The 20,439-nt window shown below is 30.9% G+C and carries 19 protein-coding genes; 14 read left to right on the forward strand and 5 right to left on the reverse strand.

All coding sequences use genetic code 11. The features are described from left to right. Positions 1 to 45 precede the first annotated feature (45 nt). From KZH69_RS00330 to KZH69_RS00370, 9 genes are all read left to right on the forward strand, one after another. Complete coding sequence (locus tag KZH69_RS00330) at positions 46 to 1,533, forward strand: GH3 auxin-responsive promoter family protein (protein ID WP_219315467.1); 1,488 nt, start codon at positions 46 to 48, stop codon at positions 1,531 to 1,533. Between the two features lie 35 nt (positions 1,534 to 1,568). After that, on the forward strand, positions 1,569 to 3,248 hold the full coding sequence (locus tag KZH69_RS00335; protein WP_219315468.1) for a DUF6909 family protein: 1,680 nt from the start codon (positions 1,569 to 1,571) through the stop codon (positions 3,246 to 3,248). An 8-nt stretch (positions 3,249 to 3,256) separates the two neighbouring features. After that, a complete protein-coding gene (locus tag KZH69_RS00340; protein WP_219315469.1) occupies positions 3,257 to 4,249 on the forward strand; it encodes a hypothetical protein in 993 nt (330 codons plus the stop codon). Positions 4,250 to 4,418: 169 nt separating this feature from the next. Continuing rightward, the gene (locus KZH69_RS00345) at positions 4,419 to 5,663 is read left to right on the forward strand and encodes an oligosaccharide flippase family protein (RefSeq protein WP_219315470.1); all 1,245 of its coding nucleotides are present in this window, start codon (positions 4,419 to 4,421) and stop codon (positions 5,661 to 5,663) included. A 47-nt stretch (positions 5,664 to 5,710) separates the two neighbouring features. After that, positions 5,711 to 6,136, forward strand: coding sequence for a hypothetical protein (locus KZH69_RS00350; RefSeq protein WP_219315471.1), 426 nt, complete (start codon positions 5,711 to 5,713; stop codon positions 6,134 to 6,136). A 12-nt stretch (positions 6,137 to 6,148) separates the two neighbouring features. Then, a complete protein-coding gene (locus KZH69_RS00355; protein ID WP_219315472.1) occupies positions 6,149 to 7,423 on the forward strand; it encodes a hypothetical protein in 1,275 nt (424 codons plus the stop codon). Then, a complete protein-coding gene (locus KZH69_RS00360) occupies positions 7,420 to 8,649 on the forward strand; it encodes an O-antigen ligase family protein (RefSeq protein WP_219315473.1) in 1,230 nt (409 codons plus the stop codon). Before KZH69_RS00355 ends, KZH69_RS00360 begins: the two co-directional genes overlap by 4 nt. Further along, on the forward strand, positions 8,639 to 9,727 hold the full coding sequence (locus KZH69_RS00365; RefSeq protein WP_219315474.1) for a glycosyltransferase family 4 protein: 1,089 nt from the start codon (positions 8,639 to 8,641) through the stop codon (positions 9,725 to 9,727). The genes KZH69_RS00360 and KZH69_RS00365 overlap by 11 nt, the downstream gene beginning before the upstream one ends. 9 nt (positions 9,728 to 9,736) lie before the next feature. Further along, a complete protein-coding gene (locus tag KZH69_RS00370) occupies positions 9,737 to 10,954 on the forward strand; it encodes a WcaI family glycosyltransferase (RefSeq protein ID WP_219315475.1) in 1,218 nt (405 codons plus the stop codon). Here the strand turns inward: KZH69_RS00370 and KZH69_RS00375 are convergent. Further along, on the reverse strand, positions 10,947 to 11,684 hold the full coding sequence (locus tag KZH69_RS00375) for an FkbM family methyltransferase (protein WP_219315476.1): 738 nt from the start codon (positions 11,682 to 11,684) through the stop codon (positions 10,947 to 10,949). The genes KZH69_RS00370 and KZH69_RS00375 overlap by 8 nt on opposite strands. Positions 11,685 to 11,914: 230 nt before the next feature. On the opposite strand from KZH69_RS00375, the gene KZH69_RS00380 reads away from it, so the two are divergent. From KZH69_RS00380 to KZH69_RS00390, 3 genes are read left to right on the forward strand one after another with little or no spacing between them, the layout of a single operon-like run. Continuing rightward, positions 11,915 to 12,901, forward strand: a complete 987-nt coding sequence (locus KZH69_RS00380; RefSeq protein WP_219315477.1) for a UDP-glucuronic acid decarboxylase family protein — start codon at positions 11,915 to 11,917, stop codon at positions 12,899 to 12,901. After that, entirely contained in the window at positions 12,898 to 14,244 is a 1,347-nt protein-coding gene (locus KZH69_RS00385; protein WP_219315478.1) for an exopolysaccharide biosynthesis polyprenyl glycosylphosphotransferase, read from the forward strand. Before KZH69_RS00380 ends, KZH69_RS00385 begins: the two co-directional genes overlap by 4 nt. Position 14,245: 1 nt before the next feature. Beyond that, positions 14,246 to 15,016, forward strand: coding sequence for a glycosyltransferase family 2 protein (locus KZH69_RS00390; protein WP_219315479.1), 771 nt, complete (start codon positions 14,246 to 14,248; stop codon positions 15,014 to 15,016). A gap of 80 nt (positions 15,017 to 15,096) precedes the next feature. Here the strand turns inward: KZH69_RS00390 and KZH69_RS00395 are convergent, their stop codons facing one another. Both KZH69_RS00395 and KZH69_RS00400 read right to left on the reverse strand, forming a co-directional pair. Then, positions 15,097 to 15,567: an ORF6N domain-containing protein gene (locus KZH69_RS00395; RefSeq protein WP_255557609.1), complete on the reverse strand. Its 471-nt coding sequence runs from the start codon at positions 15,565 to 15,567 to the stop codon at positions 15,097 to 15,099. Between the two features lie 41 nt (positions 15,568 to 15,608). Further along, the gene (locus tag KZH69_RS00400) at positions 15,609 to 16,919 is read right to left on the reverse strand and encodes a phenylacetate--CoA ligase family protein (RefSeq protein ID WP_219315745.1); all 1,311 of its coding nucleotides are present in this window, start codon (positions 16,917 to 16,919) and stop codon (positions 15,609 to 15,611) included. Positions 16,920 to 17,071: 152 nt separating this feature from the next. Here KZH69_RS00400 and purD point away from each other — a divergent pair, with 152 nt between their 5' ends. Further along, positions 17,072 to 18,346: a phosphoribosylamine--glycine ligase gene (gene purD / locus KZH69_RS00405; RefSeq protein WP_219315480.1), complete on the forward strand. Its 1,275-nt coding sequence runs from the start codon at positions 17,072 to 17,074 to the stop codon at positions 18,344 to 18,346. 65 nt (positions 18,347 to 18,411) lie between these two features. On the opposite strand, the gene KZH69_RS00410 is transcribed toward purD, so the two are convergent. Next, positions 18,412 to 18,645, reverse strand: coding sequence for a DUF6341 family protein (locus tag KZH69_RS00410; RefSeq protein ID WP_219315481.1), 234 nt, complete (start codon positions 18,643 to 18,645; stop codon positions 18,412 to 18,414). A 144-nt stretch (positions 18,646 to 18,789) separates the two neighbouring features. Between KZH69_RS00410 and KZH69_RS00415 the strand changes: the two genes are divergently transcribed. After that, positions 18,790 to 19,719, forward strand: coding sequence for a DUF6427 family protein (locus KZH69_RS00415; protein ID WP_219315482.1), 930 nt, complete (start codon positions 18,790 to 18,792; stop codon positions 19,717 to 19,719). Here the strand turns inward: KZH69_RS00415 and upp are convergent. After that, positions 19,714 to 20,367: a uracil phosphoribosyltransferase gene (gene upp / locus KZH69_RS00420; protein WP_219315483.1), complete on the reverse strand. Its 654-nt coding sequence runs from the start codon at positions 20,365 to 20,367 to the stop codon at positions 19,714 to 19,716. The genes KZH69_RS00415 and upp overlap by 6 nt on opposite strands. Positions 20,368 to 20,439: the final 72 nt, after the last annotated feature.

Here is a 20,439-nt window from a genome sequence, read left to right on the forward strand (position 1 = left end):
CGGAATTATAAAAGAACATTACAATTTTAAACAAAGCCCAAAAGAATGTCACTAAAATCGCTTGCAGCAAAAATATTTGCACAAAAAATATATAAAAAGACACAAGCTTGGGCCAATTCCCCTGTTGAAACCCAAAAAGCTGTTTTCCTAAATTTAATGAAGGACGCAAAGCAAACTCAATTTGGGAAAGACCATCATTTTGAACAGATAAAAAGTTATGAGGATTTTGTAAAACAAGTTCCAGTTCGCGATTACGAAGCTTTGAAACCCTATGTGGACAGAGTAGTAAAAGGGGAAGAAAATATACTTTGGAAAGGAAAACCGCTTTATTTTGCAAAAACTTCGGGAACTACATCAGGCGCCAAATACATTCCGTTGACCAAGGAATCAATGCCCTATCATATTGAAGCAGCCCGAAATGCGATTTTGCTTTATATACACGAAACCAAAAATGCCGATTTTGTAAACGGTAAAATGATTTTCTTGCAAGGAAGTCCTATTCTGGAAGAAAAGTATGGAATAAAACTGGGCAGACTGTCTGGAATTGTGGCACATTTTGTTCCCAAGTATTTGCAAAAAAACCGACTACCTTCTTGGGAAACGAATTGTATTGAAGATTGGGAAACCAAAGTAAATGCAATTGTCAATGAAACCATCAAGGAAGATATGACTGTGATTTCGGGAATTCCGTCATGGGTGCAAATGTATTTTGAAAAATTACAGCAAAGAGGAGGAAAACCTGTTGGGGATATTTTCAAGAATTTCAATTTGTTTATTTACGGAGGCGTTAATTACGAACCATACAGAGCCAAATTTGAAAACCTTATAGGCAGAAAAGTTGATAGCATAGAATTGTTTCCAGCTTCTGAAGGTTTCTTTGCCTACCAGGATTCCCAAAAAGAAAAAGGAATGTTGCTGTTGCTGAATGCCGGAATTTTTTATGAATTTATAAAAAGTGAAGACTTTTTTACTGAAAGTCCAAAACGATATACCATTGGTGAAGTCGAGTTGGGTGTAAATTATGTTTTGATTATTTCGACTAATGCCGGACTTTGGGGTTATAATATTGGGGACACCGTTCAGTTTACATCCTTGAAACCGTATCGAGTTATTGTTTCGGGAAGAATTAAACACTATATCTCGGCTTTTGGAGAACATGTCATTGGGAAAGAAGTAGAATGTGCGTTGCAGGAAGCCATGATAGGAACAACAGTGCGAGTGAATGAATTTACTGTAGCACCACAAATTACCCCAATTGACGGATTGCCATATCATGAATGGTTCATCGAATTTGAAAACGAACCAGACGACAGCGACATTTTTGCGGAAGCGCTAGACAATGCCATGCGAAAGCAAAACATTTATTATGACGATTTGATTGTGGGTCATGTTTTGAAAAACCTGGTCATTACCAAAGTGGCCAAAAATGGTTTTCAGGATTACATGAAATCCATTGGCAAATTGGGTGGACAGAATAAAATCCCAAGACTTTCTAACGACAGGAGTATTGTAAGTGATTTAAACCAAAAATAAAAACAATACATTTGAAGGTATTAAAGAATAAAAGCATGAAAGAAACAAAAAATATATCGAGATCCAGAGCACAAGAATCATCGGCGGCTATTGAAAAAATGTACATTACAATGCGCCATCTTTTCAATAGAGGATTTTACAAACCGATGGGGATTTCTGGGGACACTTTAAGAGAAGCTTTATTGGCCCTAAGACCTGAGATTTATGGAAATATTGCGGAAGAAAAAGTTGAGTTAAATGGACTTTTATATGTTATAGAACGTCTACCGATTGGAATCGAGGAGTGTCGTTTTATTAATTTAACTTCGGATGAAGGATATTCTAAATCGCATTTTAAAGCAATAGTTCCACCAAAAAGACGCCGGAATTGCTATCGTATAGACGAAGAACAAATGAATGTTGAAATCACCAGAGGGCGATCAGACATTTATGATATTCTGACCCATTTGACGTTTATTTTCATCGAATCCCATAAAATTAAAAATAGAATTTTACTGGATGATGCCGGTGAAGTTTCCCGTGATTGGACAAAACTGGAAATTGCAGTATCCCAAAGCAAGAAATTGACCTTGGTCGAAAAAGAAAAAGCTATTTCTCATGCCGCCAATATTCTGGGCAGAACTTTCGAAGAAGTTTTGGATATTTATGATTCTTTTGGAAGTGAAGCTGCACCGGATCGTTTTTTGCATGTAATTTATTGGCTGGGAAAACTGGCGATAGAAGAAGTTGTTGACAGTAATAAAAGAACCATTACATTTAGTCCTATCCTGCGTGAGCGTTTGGGACATCATATTCACGGAGAAGTTTGGGCAACCAACATCAAGGAAGTTTTGAAAGCAAATCAGTTGTTGGATAGACCAATTCATGTGATTAGTGCCAATATGCACTCGGTGATGAATTCCATTTTTGCCACACCAATTTTGAAAACAAAGTTCAAGGACAAGTCCGATTTCTTTATTTACGAAGAATTGAGTAAGTCTGGCGCCAATGAAGTTCGTAATCAAGTTGAAGCTGTAGCATTGAAACAAGGAATGATTTTCTTGCCGGATACGTCCGGAACCAATATTGATGTTCAAATTTTTGATACGGCTCAAATAGATTGGGCAAAAACATCATTTCCAAAAGCAGAATTAGGTGAGAAAAAACCAGTTCTTATTGTAATGGATTATGCTTTTGGAGAACAAGCCTATGAAACTATAGACGAGTTATTGAAACCCTATAAGAAAGACACTTTGCTTAACGTAAAATCGGTTTCGATTATGGGAAAAGCAGGAATTCTGGAAGGAGGAAAAGGCGACATTATGATTCCGAATGCACACATTAATGAAGGAACGGCAGATAATTATTTCTTTAAAAATGAGTTAACCGCAGAGATGTTTGAGGGTAATGATATCGCTGTTTTTGCCGGACCAATGGTTACGGTTCTGGGAACATCATTGCAAAACAGGGATTTATTAAAGTTCTTTCATGAATCGACTTGGGGCGTTATAGGTCTGGAAATGGAAGGGTCTTATTACCAAAAAGCCATTCAATCAGCCTCAAAAATCAGAAAAAGTGTTCCTCACGACGTTAAAGTACGTTATGCTTATTATGCTTCAGATAACCCATTGGAAACCGGAAGTACATTGGCTTCGGGAGGTCTGGGAACCACTGGTGTAAAACCGACCTATCTGATTACGATTAAAATATTGGAACAAATTTTTAATATAAAATAAATTAAAAAATGAGTACAAAAGTACCCCAAAATAATGATGAGCAGGAAATTGATTTGCTTCAAATTTCAAAAAAAATAAATGTTTTTTTTGATGGGATTAACAGATCTATTTTTAGAGGAATTCAGTTTTTTGTCCGCAATTGGATTATCGTTTTAATTTTAGTTGTAGGTGGATTTGGATTTGGATTTTTTTTAGACAAAACGCAAAAACAATACGAAAGTGAAATAATAGTAAGACCAAATTTTGATAGTGTCGATTATTTGTATTCAAAAATTGATTTGTTGAATTCAAAAGTTAAGGAGAATGACACCGTTTATTTGAAATCAATAGGAATAATGAATTCATTAGAAATAAAAAAAATTGAATTGGAACCTATAGTTGATATTTATAAATTTATTGATAACAATGAACAAAATTTACAGTTATTAAAACTAATGGCTGAATACGGGGATTTAAAGACAGTTGTTAAAGAAACTACAACAAGTAAGAATTACTTGTTTCATAATATTACAATTTCTACAAATACAAAAGAAAACAGTAATTCATACGTTCAGGCAGTATTAAAATACTTGAATGTTAGTAGTTATTATAAAGAAGTTCAAAAAATACGAATCGAAAATATTAAACAAAAAATAAAAGAAAATACAATAATCATTGCACAAATTGACGGAATATTAAATGAATTTTCTAGCACATCGTCAAATCTTAAAAAAAGTGATAAATTGGTTTATTACAATGAAAATACTCAATTAAATGATATTATTAAGACTAAAGAAACTTTAGGTAAAGAGATTGGAAATCTAAAATTTGAATTACTTAATTCGGATAAAATTATTAAAGAAAATTCAGTTGTGCTAAACGTACAAAAAGACGGAACATTAAATAATAAGTTTAGGTTTATTTTTCCACTGTTTTTTATTCTGGGATTTTCTATGATTACTTTTTTTATAAAATTTTATAACAATCAAAAGGCCTTGTCTAGCTTGAACCCTAAAATTTGATTGTATAAGTAATTTTTTAAAGACAAAGAGTATTTGCTTAATTTTACTTAGCACCGTATTTTTATTATTAATCCCAGTGTGCTAGTGAATGGACTGCAGAGGTTTCTATATTTTTTAAATTTCGTAAATCATTGTATAGAAACTTAAAAACAAGTCAAATAAAATAGGAATGTTTCAAAAAATAGACTCTTTATTAAAAAACAAAATTACTTTCAATCTTTTTTATATTGGGATAATCAAGTTTATCAATATATTTTCAAAATACATTTTACTGAGTTACTTGGTTAGAACTTTTGGGGAAGAAAATTATGGAATAATTACGTGGGTAGATTCATTTATTCAATATTTTTTAATTCTTATTAATTTTGGTTTTGATATGTATGCGGCAAAATATATTGTTGAAAATAAGCAAGATAAATCGAAACTAGACAAGATTATTTCGACGATAATTACGATAAAAGCGAGCTTATTTTTTCTTAGTTTTTTAATATTAAGCTTGTTTTCTTTTGTAGATGGAATATCAAATTATATTGACTTCATGTATTTTATGCTCTTAATGGGAATTGGAGAAGTTTTATTTCCATTTTGGTATTTTCAGGGTATAGAGAAAATGAAGCCTATTGCTATTGTTACTCTTGTATCAAAAGGACTTTTGGTAGTTCTTACAATTCTATTTATAAAAAGACCAGAACAAATACTTTTATACATTTCATTATTAGTTTTAACAAACATTGTTTGGGGAGTATTGGGTTTTTTTTTCATGAAAAAAGAATCTGATTTTAAATTTATTGCAGTTTCATACAAAACTATTATACAGTATTTAAAAGAAGGATACCTCTTTTTTTTAGGTAGATTTTCGACTCTGTTTCTAAATTTTGGCACTATTTTTTTGATAGGCTATTTTTGTTCTAAAAATTTGGTTGCAGGTTTTGATATAGCCTCAAAGATAATTTTTGCATTTGTATTTCCCTTCGAAGTGATTCAACAAGCTGTATTTCCTGTAGTTGTAAGATCTAAAAATAAATTATTTGTACAGCGTTTGGTATTATTTACAGTTTGTTGCGGCTTATTATTTTCTAGTTTTATATATTTTTTTTCGGAGCAGTTTATGGTTTTTTTTGGAGGTATACAGATGTCAAAATATGCTTTTTTGCTAGAATTTTTGGTAATTTTAATACCTGTAATTAGTTGCTCAATAATAATAGGCTGTTGTTCTCTGGTTGCTTTTGGTGCTATAAAACAGTATAATTATGCTCTTGTGATCTCTTGTTTGTGCTATGTATTTGGTGTTTTAGTTCTTTACATTTCAAATGAAATCAAGTTTATGAATTTATTGATTTTGCGAATTTGTGTAGATGTAATAATGGTACTATTGATTTTGTATTTTTCCTTAAAAAAGAAAACGTTGTTATAATGAATGAAATGCTATTATATTTGCAGAAGTATTAAAATTTAAAAAAAATGAAAAAATATTTTTATTTTGCATTAGGGTCTGTTTTTTTATTTTCTTGTAATAATGAAACAAAAAATCCGGATTCTGCTGAGATAGAAGATTCAGTAAGTGTAGTAAGTATTGAAAGATATCAAACAGAAATATTTCAAACAAATGCTGATGAGTATACCGCAGTAACAGTAAACAAGCTTACAGGAAAAGTATTTATAGGCAAAAATGCTGCAGGTTGGTATGAGGCTACAAATGCAGAAAGCATTCCCGCATATGATATACCAACATATTCAATTAGCGTGTTTAAAGGACCTGATTCAAGTGCTCAAGTAGCATTATTGGATAGTGAAACCGGAAAAATTTATATGTATATAGTTGGCCATACCGCTAATTTTTATAATACTAACATACCTTTAGAAACTTTAGAAAAAGCAAGTAATTAAAAAGTATTATAAATGTATGTAACAATTTTTTTTTTAATACTGCTTTTATTTTATTGGAAAAGAAAAATTGTGTTGTTATCAGTTGTTGATGCATTTATGTTTTTTTTTGGAGGTGTAATAGTCTTTACATTTTTATACCATAATTACTATCCTAATCATGATAAATTTAACTTTTTTGAACTTGATTTTTTAAGTAAAAAGAGATTTGTCGAAACCTTTTATATTTTCATAAAATTAGTTGCCCTTTTTCTTTTGGGTGTTATTTTATATGGTGTTTTCAATAAATCATATTTAAATTTATCAAGACAAAAAATTAAGATTTTTAATAGCAAAAGCCTTGTTTTCAATAGTGATAAAATTTCAAAAATAGTTCTTACATTAACTATAGTCTGTATCATTCTTGTCTGGATTGATTATGGTTCATTACTTTTTTATCGAATAAAATATATTCCAAAGGAGAGTTCTATTTACAAGATTATTTATCAAAATTTATTGATTATTTGTTGTCTTCTATCAGGGGTTATCTATAGGAATAAAAAAGCTATCGCAATTTTAGCTTTCTTAGTTGCAATGATTATAGGGATTGGGATTGGGAGTAGAGCTGCAACTATTTATTTAATTGTTTTTGGTTTTAGTTACGCATTTTTTTTAGAATCAAAGAAAGTTAAACTTTTTTACTTTATTTATATACCATTTGTGGTTGTATTTTTTGGTTATAACATTGCCCTGAGATTAGAATCCGCGGGACATGGATTGATTCCATACTTGAAGGTTACTTTCAATAAGCCTGAGATTATTTTTAAGTATGTAATTATGAACATTTATTACACTTTTGTTTTTGGGTTTTATGCAACTGCAGAAACTTTTAAACTTTATAAAAATGCATCTATTTCTAATTTAGTTACAGTACTTAGTCCACTGCCTGGGAGATTGACGGATTGGTATGTTATTGCTTCGAGATTAAGAATTAATGAAACGGCACCCTTTACTGCAATTGGTGAAATGGCTAAATATCCTATTTTTAGTTGTATCTACTATCTTTTGATAGGATATTATTTTTCCTTTATTGATCATTTTATAAAGTTGCAAATACTTAGCAAGAAGTATTTATGGGCAATCTTGCATTTTATATTATTAGTTTTATATATAGTACATAGTTTTGAATATAATCTTAGATCTACAAATCGTTTTATCTATTATTCTATGGCTGTTTATAGTATTTATTTTATACTGAAAAAAATAAAGAACACTTTACCAAAGAGCAATGTAAATAATATCCAGCAATGAAAATTGAAAAGGACAGAGAGTTAAATGTATTTATGGATAAGGCTGCAAATCTTGTTGCTTTTTTTTGCGGATTATTCGTTTTGCTGCCTTTTAAGCTAAAACCATATACTGTTTTTGCTTTTGTTCTTTTGGCATTGTTTTCGAAAATTAAATTTAAAAATCGATTAAAGTGTGATTGGAAATCAATTTTGATTTACAATTTTTTCACAATTTGCTGTGCTTTAAGTCTTTTTTATTCTAATGATTTACATCGGGGTTTTACTATTTTAGGAAGATATGTTCCTTTACTATTAATTCCGATAGCATTTTCTTTTTTGTCAAGCGACACTAAAGAAAAATTTAACCAAATATTTATTAAGACATTTATTCTGGCTTCATGTTTGTATTCTGTTTTGATATTTATTTATTTGTTTAAGTTAGGTTATTTTTCGAACGAACATGATTTAAGTTATTGCTATTCGTATATCACTTTTGAATTCTATGGCATAAATGAGCATCCTATTTATATATCTGTTTATTTTTCGATTGCATTACTGTTGTTATTAATCAAAGGCTTTGAGAATAGAATTATTAATGTGATTTTGTTTTTACTGTTGATTTCCGGACTCTTTATTCTTTCAAGAAAAGGGCCAATTATTTCTTTTTTTATCGTTTCTTTTCTTTTACTTATTTTAAAAAAAGAGCGGCTTCAATTATACAAACTAATAGTGGTTTTTATAGGCGTATTTTCGGTTTCTCTTTTTATTCCTGAAATTAAGAACCGTTTTTTAGAAGTTTTAGATACTAATAAAGTTTTAAATAACAGTGAAACGTCCACAGGAATTAGAAAAATTTTATGGAAAAACAGCTGGGAATTAATTCAAAAATCAGACTATTTAGGATATGGGATAGGAGATGTGCAAGAAGTACTTCGTAAACAATTGGCTGAGAATGGATTTATAATTTTATCCAAAGAAAATTATAATGCCCATAATGAATATCTTCAAATGGGTTTGGCAATTGGTTTTTTAGGTTTTTTGTTATTTCTTTCTTCTTTCTTTTTCTTTCTTTTTTCTTTTATTAAAAAAAGGAATAGCAGCGGAATTGTCGTTTTTTTATTTTTTAGTCTTGTGTTTTTATTTGAAAGTTTTTTGGAAAGACAAAATGGAATTATCATTTATTCCTTTATAACTTGTATGTTTATTTTTAGTTCTGATTTTGCTAAAAACTTGCGAGATGAAACGTAAAATTCTCATTATAGGTCCTTTTCCTGGGCCACCAAAAGGGATTAGCTTGTCTAATAAAGTTGTATCCGAAGGATTAGCGGTCAAAGGCTGGAAGGTAGCTGAGCTAAACACGGAACAGTCTGATAAAGTAAATAGTGAAATTGGTACATTTTCTTTTCAAAAATTGGCGTTTTTAAAAACTTATTTAGAGATCTATAAAATATTCGCAGCAGATATTGTTTACATAACAATTGGGATTACTTTTTTTGGTGTTATAAAATATGCACCATTTATAATACTATCTAAATTTTTAAATAAGAAAACAGTAGTTCATTTGCATAGTGATCATTTGAAAACAGAATACAAATCTCTAGCGGGATTAAAAAGGAAAATTTTTAAAAAACTGATGACTAGTTTTGATTCAGGAATTGTCCTTTCAGAATCTTTGAGAGATAACCTAACTCCATTTGTTGTTAATGATTCTATCTTCGAAGTCTATAATTTTGTTGAAGATAAATTAATGATCTCTGAGGAAACAATACTTAATAAGGATTATGCGGAGATTCGTCTTTTCTTTTTAAGTAACTTATTAGAAGAAAAAGGCATTAATATATTACTTAATGTAATCAAAAAATTAAATAGAGAAGGGACAATCCTTAAAATCAAAATAGCGGGAAATAAAATACAAGGCAATAACATAGATTTGATTTTAGAAGAATTAGAAAATGTGGAGTATCTTGGCGTTGTTTCAGGAAAGTTAAAACAAGATTTATTACTTTGGGGAAATATTTTTTGTTTACCTACTTTTTTTAGCATGGAAGGGCAGCCTATTAGTATTCTTGAAGCAATGTCATTTAACAATCTAATTTTAACGACAAACCATGCAGGAATATCCGATATTTGTGGAGATGAAAATGCCGTTTTTTGTATAAAAAAAAGCGAGGAAGACCTTTATATTAAATTAAAATTTATCATTTCAAATTGGAGTGAATTACAATTAAAGGCAGTTTCTAATGGTATTTATGGAAGGAGTACATTTACAGAAAGTAGGTTTATTACAGCTATTGAAGAAGTTCTTTTAACAACAATTGGTGCATAAAGAGTATAAATGAATATTACAATAATCAGTCATAATTATTTCCCGGAAGATAGTGGGATAGGTTTGTATACTACAGGAATGGCTGAGTTTTTGGCTAAAAAACATGAAGTGAGCATAATTACAGGAGTTCCGTATTATCCACAGTGGAAAATCTATTCAAATTATTCAGACAGTCCTCTTTTTGTAAACGAAATTATTAATGGAGTGAATGTGTATCGATTTAAACAGTATACACCGCAACAACCAACGTTTCTTAGTAGAATTTTTCAAATGATTCATTTCTTTTTTGGTTCCCTTTTTAATTGTTTTAAAATAAAGAAAACCGATGCAGTGATAGTGGTTATGCCGTTTACTATATCTATTGTTTTAGGTTGGATTTTAAAAGTACTTAAAGGTGGTATTCTTTGGGTTCATATACAAGATTTTGAATTTGATGCCGCCTTGAGTGTAAAGATTTACGCAAAAAGTAAATTTTATTCAAAAATTTTATTCAAAATTGAAAAAAGGATTTTACAAAAAGCCGATTTTGTTAGTACCATTAGTAAATCAATGCTACACAAATTAGCTCAAAAAATGATAGTAAGTCAACTTTATTTTCCCAATTGGATTGATTATTCAAAAATTGATCCTAAAAGTGCTGTAAAAAGTGAATTATTCAATAGTACTACATTTAATGTCCTTTACTCAGGAAATATAGGAGAGAAACAAGATTGGGAATTTTATATTAAACTTGTGAAATCGATGCAATGCATTCCTGAAATTCATTTTTATTTAATTGGAGAGGGAGCAAAAAGGATGTCTGTCAGGGAGGCTTTGAAGGATTGCAGTAATTTTTGCTATTATCCTCCAGTTTCCTATGATCAACTAAATAATGTACTTTGTAACGCCGATGTTCACGTACTGTTTCAAAAACCTGAATTTAAGGATGTAGTATTGCCTTCAAAAATTTTGGGAATGATGGCAAGTGCAAAGCCTTCAATTGTGACAGGGCATGAAGATTCCGAAATAAAAGTCAACTTTATAAATTCTGAGGGAGGATGTTATTTTGATGAGAATAATTTAGAAACCATAAAAGAAAATATAGTTTACCTAAAAAATCAAACTGTTGTAGCTCAAATAATGGGTTTTAAAGCAAGAAAATTTGTGATAGAACACTTTTCACATGAAAATATTTTGTCTAAATTTCAAACGGAATTAGAATGTCGGGTTAGTGAAAAAATTATCTAAAAAATATTCCGTCTACTTCTAGCTGTTTTCCTGTTTTTTTATCAAAAAAACCATTCTCTATTGCGTGTAATTGAAATCCTAAAGTTTTCAATTTAGATTTCATTTCATGATAGGTTAATGATCCTTTATAGGAAGGTTCAAAGGCCATTTCAATTTGAATACCGATGATGTTTTTTAAACAATTTTCGGCACCTTGTAAGACCATTTCTTCATAACCTTGAGTATCAATTTTTAGATAAATTTTTTTGTTATTGATGTTTAATGTTTCAAAAATAGTATCTAATTTTCTAATTTGAATCATTTCTTTTTCCAAAAAAACTGCCTCAGGAGCACTTTCGGTTAATTGGGGTAATTGATCTAAAAGGGAACTACTTACAGAATTCTTCGAAATGTTTATATTAGTTTGGCCATCTATTTCGCCAAGGGAAAACTGTAAGACATTCCACTTAGGGTCTTTTGAAGCTGTTTTTTCTAAAAGCTGAAATGCTTTTGTCATAGGTTCAAACGAAAAAATATCTCCTTCAAAACCAATATTTCTCATTTCCGCTCCATATTGACCAATGTTCGCTCCCACGTCCAAAATTACATCAATTTTATGGTAATGAAGTAAAGCTATTCTGCGCGATAATTGTTCTGTGGGATATTTTGTAATTTCAATTTTAAAAAAAGAGTTAAATGCTCTTTTTAGTTTTAGAAGGCTACTTTTATTTTTATATAAATATTTATTCATTGTTGTAACAATTTTGAGAGTTTAGTTGGTATTGAGCGCTCTAAAATATTAATTTAAATATTTTTAGAATTGCTGCATTCAAATTCATTCTTGTATTTTTTTAATGAATTGATTCTATATAAATGGTTAGCAGTATTGTATCGCAAAGATAATTTTATATATAATAAAACTGTTTTTAATAAAAGATTTTGTTATTTGTTTTTTATAACTTGCATTCGTAAAATTTACTTATGAAAAGAATACTCATCACCGGAGCTGCAGGATTTTTAGGATCTCATTTATGTGATCGTTTTATTAAGGAAGGTTATCATGTAATTGGGATGGATAACCTCATTACAGGTGATTTAAAAAACATTGAGCATTTGTTCAAATTAGAACATTTTGAATTTTATCACCATGATATCACAAAATTTGTGCATGTCCCTGGAAAACTAGATTATATACTGCATTTTGCATCACCAGCAAGTCCTATTGATTATTTAAAAATTCCAATTCAGACCTTAAAAGTAGGTTCATTAGGAACACATAATTTATTGGGTTTGGCAAGAGTTAAAAAGGCAAGAATTCTTATCGCATCTACATCGGAGGTGTATGGTGATCCTTTAGTTCATCCACAAACAGAGGAGTATTACGGAAACGTAAATACAATTGGACCAAGAGGAGTGTATGATGAAGCCAAGCGTTTTCAAGAATCAATCACAATGGCATACCATACTTTTCATGGTGTAGAAACTAGAATTGTTCGAATTTTCAATACCTATGGACCAAGAATGCGTCTCAACGATGGACGTGTTATTCCCGCATTTATTGGGCAAGCAATTCGTGGAGAAGATTTAACGATTTTTGGAGACGGAATGCAAACACGCTCTTTTTGCTATGTTGATGATCAAGTAGAAGGTATTTTTAGATTATTACACTCGGATTATGTTTATCCAGTAAACATTGGTAATCCCGATGAAATCACTATCAAAGATTTTGCTGAGGAAATTATAAAACTAACAGGAACGAATCAAAAAGTGGTTTATCAACCATTGCCAATAAATGACCCTTTGCAACGCCAACCAGATACTACTAAAGCCAAAGAATTGTTAGGTTGGGAGGCCAAAGTGAATCGTGCCGAAGGAATGAAAATCACGTATGATTATTTTAAATCATTATCCAAAGAAGAATTATCTAAAGAAGAACATAAAGATTTTTCTAAGTATATCAATTATTGAAAACTAAAACAGGAAGATATTCAGGGTATATTCGCCCTTTTTCACGCTTACTAGACTTGGTTATTATCAATGTTTTTTCAGCGTATTTTTGGAGTATACCTGTTTTTCATGATTTTTATACTTTTTTCATCAGTTGTACATGGTTTATTATTGCTGCCAATTTAGGTTTTTATGAGGTTTATAGGTACACCAAAGTAATTGCTATTTTAAACTGTACTTTGAAACAGGCTATTGCTTTTGCGATTTGTTCTCTGGCGCTCGCTTATTTTTATCCTGAACGAGATAGTTTGAATACGATACTATTATTCACAACCGTTTCTGTGTTTTTAATTCTTGGTTTCAAATTATTTATTTATTTTTTCTTAAGAAAGTATCGAATTATTTTTGGTGGTAATTTTAGAAGAGTAGTACTCATTGGAAAGGAAATAAGTATTAAACCATTGCAATATTTTTTTGAAGAAAATCCTGATTATGGATATAAATTGATTAAAGTGTTCGATCCTTATAAAATCGAAAATCTTCAAGAGATTTTCGATTTTATTTTAGAGGAGAAAATAGATGAAATGTATTGTTCCATGTGTGATTTGTCTAATAAGCAAATAGAAGACATTATTTGTTTTGCCGATAATAATTTGAAAACACTCAAGTTTATTCCAGATCAAAAACAATTACTTTCTTTAAATACAGTTTTTGAATATTATGATTATATCCCAATAATTTCGTTGAGGTCGATTTCACTTGATGAAACGATGCATAAAATAATTAAACGAGTTTTTGATATAGTTTTTTCAACGTTAATCATATTAGGTATATTATCATGGTTGACACCTATATTGGCGTTTATTATTAGAATAGATTCTAAAGGGCCATTATTTTTTGTGCAAAAAAGAAATGGTCTGAATAATAAAGAATTCAATTGTTTTAAGTTTCGTTCCATGGAAATCAATGAATTAGCACATGTAGAGCAAGTTTCGAAAAACGATGCAAGAATTACCAGAGTTGGCAAATTTATCCGGAAAAGGAGTATTGATGAATTGCCACAATTTTTCAATGTTTTATTAGGAGATATGTCAGTAGTAGGCCCAAGACCACATATGGTGAGTCATACTAATATGTACGCTGAGAGGATTGATAAATTTATGGTACGCCATTTTATAAAGCCTGGAATAACAGGTTTGGCGCAAACTAAAGGTTTTCGAGGAGAAGTTGAGACGGATAAAGACATTATAAACAGGGTGAAATACGATATTTTTTATATCGAAAAGTGGTCATTATTATTAGATCTTAAAATCATTTTCAAGACTATTTATAACACCATAAAAGGAGATCAAAAAGCTTATTAATATGGAAGAAGCTTTAGTATCTATAATCACACCATCGTTTAACTCTGAGAAATTCATTGTTGAAACGATTCAGTCGGTGCAAAATCAAACCTATAAAAAATGGGAAATGATTATAGTCGACGATTGTTCTACGGACCAAACCGTTTCGATTATTGAACAATTTGTTAAAAATGATCATAGAATACGACTTTTTCAACTGGATAAAAATTCTGGTGCAGGAATTGCTAGAGAATTTGCATTGTCAAAAGCTAGCGGAGACTATATTGCTTTTTTGGATGCAGATGATTTGTGGAAACCGATAAAACTAGAAAAGCAACTTCAATTTTTAAAAGAGCATAAGGCTCACTTTACATTTTCCTTCTACGATTGTATTAATGAACAAGGAAATGGATTAAACAAAAGAGTGGAAGCGCCAAGAAATCTCTCATACCGTCAATTATTTTTTTGTAATTATGTTGGTAATCTTACGGGAATTTATGAGGTAAATTATTTTGGAAAAATTGCAATTTCAGCGACAAGAAAACGTCAAGATTGGGTGCTATGGCTTACGATTTTAAAAAAAATAGAAAGAGCAAAACCAGTGCCTGAAAGTTTGGCTTTTTATCGTATTAGGGATAATTCATTATCGGCTTCAAAGCTTGATTTATTGAAACACAATTTTGCAGTTTACCGAAGGTTTCATGGTTTTAGTTATGTTGATTCATTGTTTATTATGATTGGCTTTTTATTTACCCAATTGATGATAAAGCCCCGTTATATAAAGAAGATTTAAATGTAATCTCTATTTTTGAGTGTTATTTTTTATATCCAATTTTGACTCTTTTACCTTCGTTTTCCTTTTTCTCCGTCAGTTCATCTAGATAGGAGAAAACCAGTTCGATATTTTTGTCGTGATTTTCTAGTTTTTTTTTGAATCTGAAGAATATCTATTTTCATTTCGGTAATATCCAAAAGCATTTGTCTCACTTTTGTAAAAATGCGCATGATTTGAATATTTGTTTGAATGGCTTTATCGCTATTTAATACGCTCGACAACATTAAAACACCATGTTCGATAAATGCCATAGGTAAATGGCGCAAACCCATCTTATCAGAATTGGAGATCACAAATTGTGACCTCCAATTTTCAAATTCTGATTTATTAAATTCAAACATAAAATCTTCTGGAAACCTTGAAATATTTCTTTTTACAGCTTGTTTTAAAACTCTAGTTTCAATCCCATAAAGGAGAGCCAAATCACGATCAAGCATGACTTTTTGATTGCGAATAAAGTATATTTTGTTAGAAATCGTTTCTTCTGAAAGCAAAGATAGTTCACTCATCGTTTGTCAATTTAAACGATTAATATACGATTTTATTTACATTATAAAAAAGAAGTGAACTGTTTCAATTTTCCACGATTGCTTCTCTCCAAGGTTTGTTTTCGACTAAAAGTAAATTGTAGATTCGGTTCTAGATACAAAGCAACAGCCTTGTTTATTTTTTCAATTTGTTCCGTATTCAATTCAAATTCACTGACATAGTCTACTTCAAATTGGTCAATTTTGGTTTGTTTAATAACAAACTCTTTTACATTTCCATCGTCTTCAATAATGCTTTTGGTCACATAATAAAAGGTTAAACCAGGTGATTTTTTACCACTTGGTAAAATAGCTACATCATTGGTTCTCCCAATTAATTGTTTGAGAATGGGTTTTTTTAAAGTGCTTTTTTTGTCCAATATGCCAATGTCCCCAATGTCATATCGTATAAATGGATGTGCTTTGTTGAATAATGAAGTGATTACAATTCGTCCTGAAGTTCCGTTTGGAACTACTTGATTATTTTCGTCTAAAATTTCTACAAATAGCGTTTCCGAATTGACCTGCCATTCTCCTTTAGGGTTTTGAAAAGCAATTAAATCCAATTCTGATGCACCATATTCGTTGACAATAGGAATGCCAAATTGTTTTTCCAGCAGTAGTTTGTCTTCTTCAAAAAGCATTTCGGAGGTGACCATGCATACTTTTAAAGTTGGACAGATTTCTTTTAAAATGATATTTTTTTTCTGCAAAAATTTAGCAAACAAAACAATCGAAGAAGTATAACCATTGATATAATCGAATTTTTTGGTTTTAAAATCAGATAAAAAAAATTCTAAAATTTCTTCTGATAAATCGAAAATCGAAAAGCGATACCGATGACTCAAAAAATCCTTAAACCGTTCTTTTTTGTTTCCAACAAAATCCATTGGAATTCCATAAAATCGCGCTTGATAGGATGAATTAAAATCAATTCCATACCAATCAAAGCGGTATATATTAGATGCCCATGTCATAGCGTGGCAAAATTTGTCTTTGGCAAACACAAAAGGATGACCGCTAGAACCCGATGTTTTATTGCGATAAACCGATTTTTCAGTATAACCCAGAGACAGTCTTTCCTTTAAAGGTTTCTGTAGGTTTTTTTTATTTAAAATGGGTAAATGGGACCAATTTGCAAAAGAGTCAGAACCGACCAATTCTTTGTAAAATGGATTATTGTTTAGGTGAAAATGGACAATTTCTGCTTTTTTTTGTTCAATAAAACGATCATAGTTATCCTCTGTAATAGCGATAATTTTCTGCAACTCATCCTTGGCGTCCTGCATAGGGAAACCGTTTATAAGGAGTGTTAGGTCGAATAGTTTGAACATTGGTTGGATAAATTTCATCAAAAATAATATTTAGCCACAACTATTGATGATTTAGTTACAACTTTTTGACATATAATTATTTTTTAAGTTCAAAAGCAATTATTTTTGCACCGTCTGTCAAAAGACAGCAATGCAACTAAAATAACTACAATATGAATATTTTATTACTAGGATCGGGAGGAAGAGAACATGCTTTTGCTTGGAAAATGATTCAAAGTCCCCTTTGTGACACCCTTTTTGTAGCGCCTGGAAATGCGGGTACTGCTCAAATTGCAAAAAACATTGATATCAGTGCCACCGATTTTGATGCGATAAAAACATTGGTTATCAAAGAAAATATAGAAATGGTAGTGGTTGGACCAGAAGATCCTTTGGTAAAAGGGATTTATGATTTTTTCCTAAACGATAAAGAATTAAAAGATATTCCGGTAATAGGTCCTTCAAAAATTGGAGCAACATTGGAAGGAAGTAAAGAGTTTGCCAAAGAATTTTTGATGAAACACAACATTCCAACAGCGGCTTACGATAGTTTTACTGCCGAAACCGTTGAAAAAGGATGCCAATTTCTGGAAACGTTGCAACCGCCTTATGTATTGAAAGCAGATGGATTAGCAGCAGGCAAAGGTGTTTTGATTATTCAGGATTTGGCCGAAGCACAATCTGAATTAAGAAATATGTTGGTACACCAAAAATTTGGAGCAGCAAGTTCAAAAGTGGTGATTGAAGAATTTCTGGATGGAATAGAATTGAGTTGTTTTGTGTTGACGGATGGTAAAAGCTATAAAATTTTACCAACGGCCAAAGATTACAAACGCATTGGTGAAGGAGATACCGGTTTGAACACAGGTGGAATGGGAGCAGTTTCTCCAGTTCCTTATGTGGACGCTGTTTTGATGGAAAAAATAGAAAACCGTATTGTAAAACCAACAATTGAAGGTTTCCAAAAAGACGGAATTCCATATAAAGGGTTTGTGTTTATTGGACTGATCAATGTTAATAACGAACCTATAGTTATTGAATATAATGTGAGAATGGGCGATCCAGAAACTGAAGTTGTAGTTCCTAGATTAAAATCAGACTTGGTGGAGTTGTTTTTGGCAGTAGCCAATGAAAAACTGGACGAATTTAATCTAGAAATAGATGAAAGAAGCGCGACTACTGTGATGATTGTTTCAGGAGGTTATCCAGAAGACTTTGAAAAAGGAAAAATAATTACCGGTTTAGAAAACGTTACTGATTCTATCGTTTTTCATGCGGGAACCAAATTGGATAATGGCAATGTGGTAAGTAATGGAGGAAGAGTTATGGCCATCACTTCTTATGGAGATAATTTTCAAGAAGCTTTAGATAAATCGTACAAGAATGTAAATCAGTTGCATTTTGACAAAATGAATTTCAGAAAAGATATTGGGTTCGATTTAATCTAGTAAAGAAAAACGGTTTAAACTTATCAAGTTTAAACCGTTTTTATAATCTGTGTTAAATACAGAATTTATTTGTTCAAGAAAGAGTGAGCAGTTGTATCTTGAAACTCTTCTCCGTTTTCTTTATGTAATTTTAATTGTTTAATCCAATAAACGATAGCAACTGAACAAATAATCATAAAGATCCAGTTGATCGTATTGGCACCAAACCATGTTTTAAGCTCTAATGAACGTAAAAAGTCTAAAGGAGCGAATAAAATGTTTACAAATAAGTATTGTATTCCTTCAAAAAATGATGTCATAATGTATCTTTTTATTTTTATTATTTTATGTTTTGGAATGTAGAACGTCGAAAAATAAATTTTCTACTGAATCTTTTTTAATCTAGTCCCGTTCCTTTTTAAACAAGTATTATATTTACAGTCACAAAAGTATAAAATATCCTTATGATAACAAGTGTTTTTAAAAAATCTACACCATTAAATTTTTCATTAGTAGTTATTTTAATGCTGGTTTTCTTTTTTCTATATCAAATTCAAGATGTAACTTGGACAAAATCGCTTATTTCTATTCTTCAAAAAACAGGATTATTAGTGATTTTATTAGCCACTATTTTCCTTTCCAGTTTTATTTCAAAACGCAACGGATTAAGCAGAGACAGTACTTATACTGCTTTTTTCTGTTTTTTATTTCTGGTTTTTTTTCCTGATTTATTGAAGAATCCAAATCTTATTCTTTCTAATTTTTTTGTGTTATTAGCCATTAGACGATTGGTTTCTTTACAAACTCTGAAAGAATCAAAAGAAAAGCTTTTTGATGCTTCGTTATGGATTTTTATAGCTGCTTTATTTCAATTTTGGAGTATTTTATATATTTTATTGGTTTTTATATCAGTTATTTTTCACGTTTCTAGAGATTATAGAAATTGGGTTATCCCTTTTATTGCTCTTTTTGCAGTGTCAATATTGTTTGTTTTATGTTCCTTAATTTTGCAAATCGACAGTATTGCCTTCTTACAGGAGAGTAGCAAAATCAACTTTAGTATTGACTATTTTACCAATAATTATCAAAATGTTGCTTTTTCGATTTACATTACGGTTGCGTTATTCTTTGTAATATCAATGTTTTCATCGTTATCGAGCCGCCCTTTGGTATTGCTTTCTTCGTATAAAAAAGTGATTGCTTCGTTTTTTATTGGAGTTTTAGTTTTTGTATTATCAGCCAATAAAAGCAATGAATTGCTAGTCTTTACTTTTTCACCCTTGGCTATAATGGCGACGGCACATATCGAAATTTCCCAACCGAAACTGAAAGAAGAAATTGTGTTGTTTGCGCTTTTGGCTTGCAGTTTTTTTGCTTTCTTTTCGCAGTTATAATTTATCGCCAAATGCGAGATCTCCTGCATCTCCAAGCCCAGGAATGATATAACTTTTCTCATTGAGTCTTTCATCCAATGAGGCAATCCAAAGATGGCATGTATCGGGCAGGTTTTGTTTCAGATAGGCAATACCCTCAGGAGCAGCAATAATCACGGCAATATGTATGGCTGCAGGAGTACCTCTTTCCATCAGTTTATTAAAAACAGCCACTATTGATTGTCCGGTGGCCAGCATGGGATCCAGTAATAAAACATTTTTGCCGTTAATATCGGCAATGGCTTGATACTCTACACGGATATCAAAGTAATCATCATTATTAGGATGGTGTCTGTAGGCCGAAATAAAACCATTTTCAGCATTGTCAAAATAGTTCAAAAATCCTTGGTGCAAGGTCAATCCTGCTCGTAAAATCGAACATAGAACCAGTTGATCTGCTATTTCAGTGGTTTTTTTGATACCAAGCGGAGTCGGGATTTCAATCGATTTGTAATGCAAAGATTGACTCATTTCATAAGCCATAATCTCTCCAATGCGTTCAATATTTCTGCGAAATCGCATACTGTCCTTTTGAATATTGATATTCCGAATTTGGCTTAAAAAGTGATTCAGCACACTGTTTTTTTCTGATAAATAATGAATTTCCATGGATATGCTATTAGAAAGTTTAATTTATGGAGTTTTTATTACAGTATAAAAGTATAAAAAGTATCTTTGTAT

It is taken from the genome of Flavobacterium taihuense (assembly GCF_019351435.1).
Lineage (GTDB): Bacteria > Bacteroidota > Bacteroidia > Flavobacteriales > Flavobacteriaceae > Flavobacterium > Flavobacterium taihuense.